This window comes from Raoultibacter timonensis, from assembly GCF_022845715.1.
GTDB lineage: Bacteria > Actinomycetota > Coriobacteriia > Coriobacteriales > Eggerthellaceae > Raoultibacter > Raoultibacter timonensis.
Genome location: NZ_AP025564.1, coordinates 1,235,806 through 1,247,963, shown reverse-complemented (window position 1 = coordinate 1,247,963; position 12,158 = coordinate 1,235,806). Strand labels below are relative to the sequence as shown.

General features: G+C 61.5%; 7 protein-coding genes. 1 reads left to right on the top strand and 6 read right to left on the bottom strand.

All coding sequences use genetic code 11. From position 1 onward, the window contains the following. Window positions 1-86: 86 nt before the first annotated feature. The 6 genes from MWL89_RS04905 to MWL89_RS04880 form a co-directional block, all read right to left on the bottom strand. Entirely contained in the window at window positions 87-416 is a 330-nt protein-coding gene (locus MWL89_RS04905) for a hypothetical protein (RefSeq protein WP_244411975.1), read from the bottom strand. A 305-nt stretch (window positions 417-721) separates the two neighbouring features. After that, window positions 722-1,456: a trigger factor gene (locus MWL89_RS04900; RefSeq protein ID WP_244411974.1), complete on the bottom strand. Its 735-nt coding sequence runs from the start codon at window positions 1,454-1,456 to the stop codon at window positions 722-724. Window positions 1,457-1,502: 46 nt separating this feature from the next. Continuing rightward, entirely contained in the window at window positions 1,503-3,233 is a 1,731-nt protein-coding gene (locus MWL89_RS04895) for a helix-turn-helix transcriptional regulator (protein ID WP_244411973.1), read from the bottom strand. Between the two features lie 604 nt (window positions 3,234-3,837). Further along, window positions 3,838-5,994 carry a YhgE/Pip domain-containing protein gene (locus MWL89_RS04890; RefSeq protein ID WP_244411972.1) on the bottom strand — a complete coding sequence of 719 codons (2,157 nt, stop codon included), beginning with the start codon at window positions 5,992-5,994 and terminating at the stop codon, window positions 3,838-3,840. Then, window positions 5,991-8,549, bottom strand: a complete 2,559-nt coding sequence (locus tag MWL89_RS04885) for a YhgE/Pip domain-containing protein (protein ID WP_244411971.1) — start codon at window positions 8,547-8,549, stop codon at window positions 5,991-5,993. The genes MWL89_RS04890 and MWL89_RS04885 overlap by 4 nt, the downstream gene beginning before the upstream one ends. Window positions 8,550-8,706: 157 nt before the next feature. Next, window positions 8,707-10,776, bottom strand: coding sequence for an elongation factor G (locus MWL89_RS04880; protein ID WP_244412584.1), 2,070 nt, complete (start codon window positions 10,774-10,776; stop codon window positions 8,707-8,709). A gap of 886 nt (window positions 10,777-11,662) precedes the next feature. On the opposite strand from MWL89_RS04880, the gene MWL89_RS04875 reads away from it, so the two are divergent. Beyond that, window positions 11,663-12,070 carry a hypothetical protein gene (locus MWL89_RS04875; RefSeq protein WP_244411970.1) on the top strand — a complete coding sequence of 136 codons (408 nt, stop codon included), beginning with the start codon at window positions 11,663-11,665 and terminating at the stop codon, window positions 12,068-12,070. Window positions 12,071-12,158 lie beyond the last annotated feature (88 nt).

Genomic DNA, 12,158 nt, shown 5'->3' with positions numbered 1-12,158 from the left:
TCCCCCTTTCGTGTAATGAATCCAACCAATGTCAAACTCGTATGCTTCAAAGGCCGCCCGGGCGTCCGCAGAGCCGGTACCCTTGCTTACCGCACCGCATAATCCTTCCCCCGGACATGCGGCAGGCGGCCTTCAAACACCTGCGTCGCGTGCGCCGAAGCGCACGGTGTCGCCCTTACGCGGGCGGGGCGGGCGGCTTCGGGGCGCCGGGAGCCTTCGGAACACCGGGCGCCTGGGGGGGCGCCGGGGCCCTTCGGGGCGCCGGGTGCGGGCATGCTCGCATCGCCGGTTCCGCCGGCCGCCTCGGGAAGATCGGTTCCGCACTTCTTGCACTTCGTCAGCTCGGGCGGGTTGAACGACCCGCATGAGGGACACTTCTTCATCATCTCGTCGAATGATGGCGGTCTAAAACACATGCGATTCCTCCTTGTACGTCGTGTAGGATGCTGATCGAACTCGTGTAAATGGCTTGGGTGCATTCACGACCGTAACCTACCACCCCGAAGAGGTGCGCCCCTCCCTTCGCGGGTATGAAAAAAGGCGATCTAGTACTGGCGGTTATACGTTTCTCACCCTGGTGAGGGGAACCATGAAAATGGACTTTGACATGGAGTTTCCCAAACCCATGAACCGATTGCCGCAAAGTCTGCGCCGCACGAAAAAGGCCCGGATGCCCAATCGCATCCGGGCCCGCACAAGGCGCGCTGCACGAACCGTCGGCTTATGATTCGTCGCCTTCGGTCTCGACCTCGGCGGTCTCGATCACCCGCCGCATAACCTTCACCCTCGCTGCCGCCTTGCGCGCCTGCTCCACCTTGCCGGACTCGCGCAGTTCCTCGAGGAACCGCGCCGGATCCTCGCACGCGAGGTACTCGGTCAGCTCGGCGTTGGGCACGGTGGTCGCCGTAACCTCCACCATCTTGTCGAGCGCGATGTTGAGCGCAATCTCTCGACGAGCCTCGTCGAGAAGGCTCGCCTCGTACTGTTCGCTTGTCATGTGCGCGTCCTCGAGATAACGGGCGAGCGATACGCCCTGCGCGCGGGCAGCTTCTTCGGTGCGTGCGCGCACCGTTTCGGCATGCGCCTCGATTACGGCCACAGGAATGTCCCCTTCGAGCCTTTCGATCAGCGCCTCTGCGCATTTGGCGTACCTGATCTCATCGAATGCGACCGTCGTCTCTTTGGTAAGGCTCGCCCTGATTGCGTTTCGCACCTCGCCGATCGATTCGTACATCGGCAGGTTCGCTTTCACCCATGCGTCGTCGAGATCGCCAAGCGTCTTGATCGGGCTGTCCTTCGGCGCATTCGCCACGTAGGCGAACAGCTGCGCATCGATATCGTCTTCGGTAACGTCGGAAAGCGGCGGCATCTCGATGCGCACCCGATCGCATGCCGATAAGGAGAACCGCGCAAGATCTATCGGATTCTCGCTGATGGTCGGTTGGTCTGTAGTCATGGTCATCCCTTCGTGGTCTTGTTCGGCGAGCTTCGCCTTGTCCTGTTCATTGGTCCGCAAAATCGCCTTCGTTGCCCTGCCGCTTGTAATCTTCGACGAGGCTCAGCATCTCCTGCGACGAATGCACCCCGAGCTTGTGGTATATGTTCGCGATATGGGTCTTCGCGGTATGGGTCGATATGACGAGCTTCTGCTGTACGTATTCCGCGTTGCGCCCCTTTGCGATGAGGAGGAATATCTCGGTTTCGCGTGGAGAGAGCTTGTATATCCGCGCCACCTCGTTGCAAGTGCGCCTCCAAGGGGTATCGCGCTGTGCCCCGTCGCGCGGCTCGACGCGTGCAGGGCCCGAAGCGTCCTGTACGGCCGCATCGCCTTCGCCGGCCGATCCGGAACCGCTCGCGCGGGCTGCAACATCAGCCGCATCCGGCGCCGAGCCTGCGGCACCCGACTCCGCCTCGGCATCGTCTTGCCGAGGCGCTCTCGCCCCGTCCGAGCGGCCCGCTTCGGCGGCCTCCGGACAATTGGCGCAAAAGCGCGTTCTGAGGATCGGGCCCGCACTGCGTTCGAAGCTCGCGATGGCAAGGCGGGCGTCGAGCTTCTCGGTCTCGCGAAACGGCGTAAGCGTCGTGATGACGAGCAACGCGATCGCGATGCCGCTTATGGTGTAGAGCGTCATCGGGTCGCCGTTCGCCAACAGCATGAGCTGCTCGCCCGAAAGGATGCCGAGCGCGAGGCTCAGATACGTGAGCGCCCTTCCCCCCTCTATGAACAGCAAGCCGCGCGTATACAGGCGCTTCGACATGCCGAGCGCGAGAATCATAGCGCCGAAGTCGAAGAGGTTGAACCCCGCAAAGATAGCGGTTTCGGCAACCACCTGGTGGACGCTCGTACTGAGAAACGACAGGCTCACGATGCCGAGCACGAACAGAAGCAGCGACAGGCGGTGCATCGTATCGATATCGGAGTTTCCACCGGGATCTTCGGGAATCGCGAATATGAGCACCCCGCAGACGAGAATGCCCAGCAGAACGATCGGATCGTACGCCATGAGCAACGCGACCTCGTTCAGAATGTAGCCGCCCTGAAGGAGCCCGAACACGAATCCGTACACAACCGTCGGCAGCACGGTTTTCAAGAAATGCCGCAGTACCTCCTTGTCGCTCGGCATCGCCGATCGACAAGGCGTCGGCGGCTGCTGCTGAGGCTCGACCGATTGCCAGTTGAACACGAGCGACGCGCCGGCCACGAGCGGAAGGGCCACGGCCGCAATGCATGAAAAAGGATACTGAAGCACGCAGATGAGAAATGCGATGAGCCCGCCGCACATCATGTCGACGGCAAACGATCGGTAGACGAACTCGCCGGCCGCCACCGCGTAATAGCGAAGCCAAAGGAACATGAGAAGCGCCTCGCTGAACCCGAGGGCCGCCGTTACCGCAATCCGCACCAGCGCATCGGCCGGCCCCACGCCGAAAACCGCCACGGCCGAGGCGATGGCGCCGAGAGCACACGCCGCCCCGAGCAGCACCGGCGATGGCATGGTCTTGTTCTTGTGCAGCATGCGGTTGCCCACCAGCGCAAGCAGACCGAACGACACGGCGAGCGCCAAATACAGCGTCAGCTGGCGTTCGAAGAAAAACGGGAAGAAGCCGCCCTCGGGGTCGCCGATGAACAGCGGCGTGAACAAAACGAGATAATGCCATGCGAGCAGGGTTTTGAACCCGAGCATCTTCGCGGTTTTCTTTTCGATCAGAAACGCACTGGAACGCTCGGCCATACAAATCCCCCTTGCTCCGAACCTTAATCTGACTCGTTGCATTATAGGGAATAAGGTACGTCATTTCGCGGACCGACCATATAACCCTGAGTACTAGATTCATCGTTTTCATACCGCAGACAGTATAGAAACAGGCTATTTATCTGGTATCTTACCTTTTGTCCGACGAGGAAAGGAACGCCGTGCCAGGAGGATGCTGGATATGCAATCCGTTTTGCGGAAAGTGCCAACCCGCCCCTAAAAAATCAGCCCGCTGCCCCGCATGCGGTACCTGCACGATATTCGATCGGCACGACATCATCGAAGGAGCCGATCTTTGCTGCAAGGCGTGCGGTGCCGACATGGCAGCGCTCGTTCGGCCGAAACCCGTACGCTGTACGCACAGCGGTCTCGTCTGCGCATATCCCTGCGGGAAAAGCACCTCGCACCCCGAAGACGGGAGCTATCGCGTCTGCGAGCGCAACACACCCCTAAACGATGTCGGCCCGAGTACCGCAACCGCGCCGGCAGGATCGAACGCCGCCGGCAACGCGACCCGCTAACGCCGGCCGTTCCCGGCCCCGCCCGCTTCGACTCCCCGATCCCGGATCGGCTTGCAACGACCCTACATGAGCTTGGTTTCCTCGAGCTTATCGATCACGAAACGGTTCAAGCGGACAACGGGGTTACGCAGGACGAACCCCAGCAGCAAGGAGGGGATGAGGAAAAGGAGCGTGCATCCGATCTCGATCCAATACTCGTTGCCGTAGATCCCGCCGATGCAGGCATGCATGGCGGCGATGCCGTGCGTGAAAGGCAGAAACGGATACACCGCCTGGAAAAAGCCCGCTGACATCTCGATGGGGAACGTTCCTCCCGAACCCGCAACCTGCATGACGAGCAGCACGACGGCTATCGCCTTGCCCACGTCGCCGAACGACACGGTGAGCGTGTAGATGAGGTTGCAGAACACGAATGCGGCCACCCAACCCGCCAGCATGAAGAGGAGCGGATGCTCGCACTGGATGCCGAGGAAGAACAAATCGCCCAGGCACACAACCGTGCTCTGCAAAAACGAGAGCAGCGCGAATATGCCGAAGCGACCGAGGTAGAGCTGATAGGGCTTTGGGTTCTCGAGCTCGGCAACCCGGCGATCCGACACCGCCACCTTCATCATGGCGACGAGGATGACCGCACCCACCCACAGGGACAGTATCGTGTAGAACGCCGCCATCGCCGAGCCGTTGTTCGCGATGCCGAACACCGCTTGGCGATCCTCGTGCACGGGGGCCGCAAGGAATCGGGCCATGCCGTCAAGATCCGACCCGACGATCGATTTGATCTTTTCGACATCGCCGCTCTGCGCGGCCTCCTGCAGCTCGGTGCGATTCGAGCCGAGCTTTTCAGCCGAAGCCTTCAGCGTATCAGCGGCCTCCTGCAGCGCCCCTTGGGCCGATTCGAGATCGTCGGCAAGCGAGCCGGATAGCTGCGAGAGTCCCTCGGTCGCCGCATCGAGGCTGTCGGCGACCGACGAGGAGGACGAGGCGATTTCGCCAAGTTCCGATTCGAGCTCTTCGATCTGGCTTTCCAGCTGCGTCTCGTAGCTCCACTGCACGCCCGCCATGCTCTGTTTCGCCCGGTCAATGAGATCGCGAACCGCCGCACGCTGGCTTTCGACATCGGACGAGGCGCCGGAAAGCGTCCGGGCCATCTCGTCGACACGTGTTTTGAGCGAGCGCTGCGCTTCGATTGCACGGTCGATCTCGGCAATTGCGGGATTGCCGGGATCGGCCTGCGCGAGCGCATCGCGCGCCCGCTCGGACCCATCGATCAGCCCCTGTATCTCGGCCGAGGCCTCGTCCAATCCCCCGACCGCACCGCTTGCACCCGCCGACAGATCGTCGAGCGCCCGATCGATGCCCGCGGAAACCTCATCGTAGCCGGCAATGCTTCGATCGAACGCCTCGCGGACGATCGCGGTGAGCTCCGAAAGCGAAGCGCGAACATCCGAAAGGCCCGACTGGGAGGACGATATCAGCGCCTGCGCATCGGTTTGCGCGCTGCCCGTTTCCTCAAGAATGCCCGAGGTCGAATCGATGAGCGCCGCCGTCGAGCCGACGAGCGCCGCGAACGCGGCCATGCGCTCGGCCGAATCGGAAAGCGTGTCCACTGCAGCGCCGAGCCGGCGATCGAGCACCGAAACGTAGCTCGTCACCTCATCGCCGCTCATGAACGAAAGCAAGTCGTTGGTGGTTTTCAGGCCAACCTCGGCAACCGTCTGGGCAAACGTCTCGTCGATGCTTCCCTGTATCGTGCTCGCGCCCTTCTCGGTTACGCGTGGTGCGATGGCGTTTTCTTTCTCGTTGGAGTAGTAGACGATGCTCGAGTGCTGCATGTCGGGCGAGAACAAGGTCATCATATCGGCGCTGAAGCTTTCGGGGATGACGATGGCGGCGTAGTATGCGCCCGACCGCACGCCTTCGACAGCGGCCTCCTCATCGGTAAAGACCCAGTCGAACTCGTCGTCGGCCCGCAGAGCGGATACCACCGAATCGCCGACGTTCACCTCGAGCGGCACCAGATCGCTTTGATACCCCGCGTCCTCGTTCGCCACGGCAACCTTGAGCCCCTGGGTATTGCCGTAGGGATCCCAGCTGCCGGCGATGTTGAACCATGCGTACAGCGCGGGCACCACGATGAGGCCCACAAGCACGATTGCGCCGATGACGTTTTTCGTCGCGTGGGTCAGATCCCCGTACATGATGCGCAGGATGTTCTTCACGGGCGATCACGCTTTCCGCTGTCCGCCTGCAAAACCACATGCTCGCGCAGCTTTTGCTCGAGATCGGCATCGTCGAGCGTGCTCATGTCAAGCTGGTAGCGAAGGTTGTCGTGCAGGTATTCGACCACGATGAGGTACGAGATCACCGCGATGAGCGAGAGTATCCAGAACACGAGCATGACGATCTTGGTGTCCACGTCGACATCGAACAAAGACATCACGACAAGGATCAGCACCGGCAACGCGAAGACGAGAATCCAGCCCACACGGATGAGGCGCGGATAGTTGCGGTAGAACCGATCGGCGCGCGCAAGCAGCTTCGCGCGGTACGCGTCGGTATCGAGGAGCACTTTGATCACCGTGCGCAGCCGGTAGCGCGTGCGGGGCAGGTTGTTCTGCTCGCACACCATGATATCCGTTTCGGCGAGCTTGCGATCGAACAGGAGGTTCAGGTTCAGCAGGTACGGTCGCGCCACGAGCCCGATGATCAGCGCCACAGGTAGGAATAAAGCGAGATGGGCCAGATTGAACGCATAGGTTAAGCCGTACATGCCGCCCACCGCCTCGCGCAACGCACCGATGCCGTAGGTAAACGGAAGGAACGGATGCACCGCCTGAAAGAACGCGGGCATCATTTCCACGGGGTACATGCCCGACGAACCGGGAATCTGCATGATGAGCAGTACCACGGCAACCGCCTTGCCGATATGCTTGAACGTGCTCGCAAGGGCGAAGATGACGGACACGTACACGAACGACGTGAACATGCCGGCAGCCAAATACGCAACCGGGTCGAGGCACTGCACGCCGATGGCCAAATCGCCCGCACACACGATCACCGCCTGCACAAGACCGAGCAGCACGAACAGAAGCCACCTTCCGAGATAGGCTTGCGTAGGCGAAAACGAGCGCACACCCTCGCGATCCACTTCGAGCTTGAATATGGCGATCAGGATGAAGCCGCCGACCCAAAGCGCAAGGTTCGTATAGAAGGGGGCGACGCCCGACCCGTACGGCGAAACCGGGTAGATCGCCACGTTTTCGAGGGTGACCGGCGACGACATGAAGCTTGCCGCATCTTCGGGATCGATGCCGAGAAGCGCCGAAAGCTCGTCGAGCGAGGCCGAGTCGTTCAACGCCGATAGATCGGTGACCGTTCGGGACAGCTCGTCGCGCATCTCCGCAAGCGACGAGCTTGTAGAGGATACGACCTCCTTCGTCTGGTCGAGCGTCCCCGAAAGCTGATCGAGGAGCGCGCGGGCCTGCTGTATCGTCGGCTTCAGCGACGATACGGTGCCCGCAAGGCCGCCTGACACCTGCGAAAACGAATCGAGCCCCTCGGAGAGCTTCGGCAGAACCTCGGCAGAGATGCGGCGCTGCGCCTCGCCCGCCGCAGCAAGGCCGTCTTGAACCGATCCGTCAACGGCATCCGAAGCCGACGCCGCCGCATCGGCGATTGCCGCGATATCGCCGCTCAAGATCTTGAGGCTCTCGATGGTCTGACGATGCTGCTCGTTCTGCGCTTCGAGCTCGGCGATCACGTCGGCAAGCTCGGGGTGCTGGGCAACCTGGCCCCTGAGCTCGTCGATGATCCCCTCGTTGCCGTCGACGAGCGCGCCCATATCGGCCAGGGCGGCATCGACGCCGCCCTGCAGCTTTGCCACGTTGCCCGAAAACGCGCCGATGGCGATGTTCGCCTGCGTCGAAGCATCGCCGAGAAGCGTTCCGCCCTCGCTGATAGCCTGGGAAATCGACGCATCGAGCTCGCGAGCCGACTGACGCACATCGCCCAGAAGCGCCGTACTCCGATCAAGCGCGTCGGCGATAACGGGGATCCGCTCTTCGAGATCGTCGAGCGTTTGGCGCGTGTTATCGAGCGGGCTGCGCGAATCTTCGATGGTCGAATCGATGCCGTCGAGCAACGCCCGAACGCGATCGATGGCTCCGTTCGTCTCATCGACGCTCGCAGCAAGCCCCTCGCTCGCTTCATCCGACCTGTCAAGCATCGAGGTGCCCGCGTTCTGGGCCATCTCGATGACGGTCTTGCTGACCGTGGAGACGAACGTCGAGTTGATCTGCTCTTCGATGGTGGCGGCACCGGTATCGGTGACCTTCGGTGCCACGGCGTTCTTCTTCTCGTTTACGTAATAGGCGATCGTCGGCTGCTCGAAATCGCCGGTGAACACGCTTGCGAGATCCTCGCTGAAATCGGCGGGAATAACGATGGCGGCGTAGTACGTGCCCGACTCGACCCCCTCGCGCGCTTCGTCTTCCGATACGAACTCCCACGTCAGATCATGGTTGTTGCGCAGCTCCTCAACCACTTGGCCGCCCGCATCGAGGTTTCCCGCAATATCGCTCTGCACGCCACGATCGTTGTTGCTCACCGCAACGCGGATGCCCGCAGTATTCGCATACGGATCCCAATTTGCCGCAATGCAGTACCACGCGTAGAGGGAAGGTATGACGCATACGCCCACGACGATGATCATTGCCACGGGATTGCGCAACAACCTGCGCAGATCGCGGAACAATATCTGGAAAACGGTTCTCATGGGCGCTTATCTTGTCGACGTTGGATACTGATAGCCGAGGTTAGACCATCGGCCGAAGCGACGCAAGGGTTCCGGTAAAAATAAGCGCCGCCCGCGCGAAGCGGACGGCGCTCGTAGCCAGGCTCGCAGAACCGTACGGCTGCCCGGCGAAACCCCGCTAATTGTTGCCGGCTGCGCGGGCCGCCTGGTACTCCTCGGCAAGCTTCTTCTGCACGTCGTGCGGAGCCTCTTCGTAGCCCTCTATCTCGATGTAGTACGAACCGCTCCCGCGCGAGATCGAACGCAGGTCCTTGGTGTAGGTGACCACTTCGGCGTAGGGCACGCGCACCATGATGACGGTTTCCCCCGCATCGTTGGAATCGGTGCCGACGATGCGCCCGCGACGGGTCGAGATATCGCCCATGACCGCACCCGCGTACTCCTCGCCGACCACGATGTCCATATTCGCCATCGGCTCCAAGATGACCGGATCGGCCTTCTCGCACGCAGCTCTGAAGCCGATGCGTGCGGCGGTTTTGAACGCCATTTCGTTCGAGTCGACCGCGTGGTAGGAACCGTCGAACACGGCGCATTTGATATCGACCATGGGATAGCCCGCAAGGAAGCCCTCGGCCATAGCGTCCTGCACGCCCTTGTCGACTGCGGGAATGTAGCTGCGAGGAATCTTGCCGCCCACGATCTCGTCGAGGAACTCGTAGCCGCCGCCCGGGTTGGGCTCGAGGCGCAACCAGCAATCGCCGAACTGCCCGGCCCCGCCGGTCTGCTTCTTGTGGCGGCCCTGCGCTTCGGCAACCTTGCGGATGGTCTCGCGGTACGGCACGCGCACCGGTACGAGCACCGCCTCGACGCCGTTCTGCTCCTTCATGCGGGCGATGATGGTATCGACCTGCGTATCGCCCATGGCAGTGAGCACGGTCTGGTGCGTCTCCTCGCTGCGGCTGATGCGTACCGTCGGATCGTTCTCGGCTACACGGGCGAGCGCGGTTCCGAGCTTATCCTCATCCTTCTTGTTGGCGGCCTCGATGGCCACGGGGTACTGCGGCGTAGGCATGGGCAGCGGATCGATGGCCAGATCGCCCGATTTGGAAAGGGTATCGCCGGTTTTCGCGTCGGTGAGTTTCGGGACGACGATGATGTCGCCCGCCTTCGCGCTTTTCACGTCGTTGGATTCCTTGCCCATCATGACGTAGAGGTGGCCGAGGCGGTCCTTCTTGCCCGTGCGGGAATTGATGAGTTCCATGCCCGGTTCGAGGACGCCCGAAATGACCTTGACGAAGCTCATGCGGCCCACATAGGGATCCGACAGCGTCTTGAACACGAAGCACGCGGGCTCGCCCGCCTCGTCGATGAACGTCTCTTCCCCGTTGGCCAAACGGAAGCGCCCGTGAGCGCGCGGCGAGGGGAAGTAGGTGGCTATATCCTCCATGAGGCCCTGTATGCCCTGCTTGATGATCGTCGATCCCACGAACACGGGGATGAACAGCTCCTGCGCGATCGCCTTGTCGAGCAGATCTTCAAGCTCGCCCTGGGTCAGCTGCTCCTCGCCGTCGAGGTACTTCATCATGAGTTCGTCGTCGGCCTCGGCCACGAGATCGCAGAGCTTGTCGCGCGCGACGATGGCGGCATCGGCGTACTCGTCGGGGATATCGACCACGTGCTCGCTCTCCCCTTCGAAGTAGCGCGCCTTCATGCGGATGACATCGATGACGCCCTTGAAATCGGCGTCGACGCCCATGGGGATGGTAACCGCGCCCAAACGCGATCCGAAGCGCGCATGGAGCGTCGCCATGGCCGAATCGAAGTTCGCGTGCTCGCGGTCGATATGGTTGATGAAAACGGCACGCGACAGGCGCATATCCTCGGCCTCGTACCACAGCTTGGTGGTCATAACCTGCGGTCCGGCAACGGCATCGACGACGAACAGGGCCATTTCGGCCGCCTGCATGGTCGCGAGCGTATCGCCTACGAAGTCGGGGTGCCCGGACGTGTCGAGCACGTTGATCTTGAAGTCTTTGTAGGGAATGGGGGCGATCGATGTGCCGATCGTGAACTTGCGCTTGATTTCCTCGTCGTCGTAATCGAGGTAGGATTTCCCATCGTGAGTCGTGCCCATGCGGGGCGTTTTGCCGGAGACGTGCAGCATCGCTTCTGCGAGAGAAGTCTTGCCAGCGCCGTCTTGCCCCACAAGCACAATGTTGCGCACGTGTTCGGTAGCAGGAGCTGCCATAATGACCACCAACTTTCCTGTTGCGTGGCCCGCGCCTTTTGTTTATTCCCAAGGCGCGAACCACTGTCGAGCCTTACACAAACAAAGCAACCTGGAAGTACAAAAACAGTACGGCACCTAGTGTAACCCAAATGAGGCCTTCGACAAGCGAGAATGCCGTGCGAACCGCAAGCAAATCACGGCCGGCCGAAGCGGTGCGCGCGGCTGCCGCTCGAGTACGCCGAAACGCCTTGCGACGTCCGCGCCAGCAAGCGCGTTCCCAAATCCAGAGCCTGCCGTCAAGCCATCGTCGACATGCGTCCGCCCGAAGCTTCAGATCGCAGATTCGCACCGGACGCCGGGAATCGAAACCGGCATGCTCCCGTGGGGACTCCTCCGCTGCAAAAACCCTGCGAGGGCATGCCTAAGGCGGTTTAACGGCGGAGATCCCTTTTCATGTATGAGATTTCATGTATGAGATTTACGATTGTGAACCCGGAAAGGTAAGAAGCGCCAATGTTGACCTGCGTTTTCGTGCATCTGCATAGAATTATCTCCCTAAAATCAGACTTTTTGGGTTCACAATCGCAAATCTCATGCACTCCGGGGCTTTCCGGCGTTGATCCACCGTTGACGGAACCCCCGTTTCGGGACGGCGAAAAGGGATCCCGCTCTATGACGCGACCGTCGACGGGACCGAAAACGCCCCGATACGGAACGTTGAAGCCCTTACGAAACCGCGCGTTGCGGTTCGGGGCCGCCACGCTGCTCGGCGGGTAGGACAGACGGTCTCGATCAGGTTTATGGGCTTTTCTTTACCAGAAGATGACAGCGCAGATCGGAGACCCGAACTGCACCGCCTCATCCGTATAATCGTTAAGTAAAACGGACTGGAAACGAGGCAGCCATGGAACGCAACGACATCATCGACGTCACCCCCGTCGACCAATCCCACGAACAGGCAAAAGCCCAAAACGATCCGGCGCGCAAACAGCCTGCGGGGTCTGCGAACCGGACCGGCAAGCCCTACTATACGTTCGACGGCACCTCCTGGCACGCTGAAGCGAACGGAGCGCCGACAGGCAACAGCGCCGGGCCCGCAGTGCCCGTGAACGCCCACGTGATCGATGCGGGAGGCTCCCCCGAAAACGGGCAGCCCAAAAGCCGCCTCGGCGGTGCGGCCCGCATCGCGGCGGGAGGCGTGTGCACGCTCGTCGGCGTTCCCATGCTCATTTTGCCCGGGCCCGGCCTGCTCGCCATCGGAGGCGGAATCTACCTCATGGCAAGCGGGGCGAAACGGTTGTTCGGGAAATAGGCTCCTGCAGGCGGCAGGCGTCAGCCAGGCGGCACCCCTGTCGAAAGACGCGCCTATCGGGTAACGGTTCCTCGGCGGGATCGACCAG

Excerpts from the sequence above, each read along its gene's own strand:
- MWL89_RS04880 (WP_244412584.1), bottom strand. The coding sequence starts at position 10,776 with ATGGCAGCTCCTGCTACCGAACACGTGCGCAACATTGTGCTTGTGGGG.
- MWL89_RS04895 (WP_244411973.1), bottom strand. The coding sequence starts at position 3,233 with ATGGCCGAGCGTTCCAGTGCGTTTCTGATCGAAAAGAAAACCGCGAAG.
- MWL89_RS04875 (WP_244411970.1), top strand. The coding sequence starts at position 11,663 with ATGGAACGCAACGACATCATCGACGTCACCCCCGTCGACCAATCCCAC.
- MWL89_RS04905 (WP_244411975.1), bottom strand. The coding sequence starts at position 416 with ATGTGTTTTAGACCGCCATCATTCGACGAGATGATGAAGAAGTGTCCC.
- MWL89_RS04885 (WP_244411971.1), bottom strand. The coding sequence starts at position 8,549 with ATGAGAACCGTTTTCCAGATATTGTTCCGCGATCTGCGCAGGTTGTTG.
- MWL89_RS04900 (WP_244411974.1), bottom strand. The coding sequence starts at position 1,456 with ATGACTACAGACCAACCGACCATCAGCGAGAATCCGATAGATCTTGCG.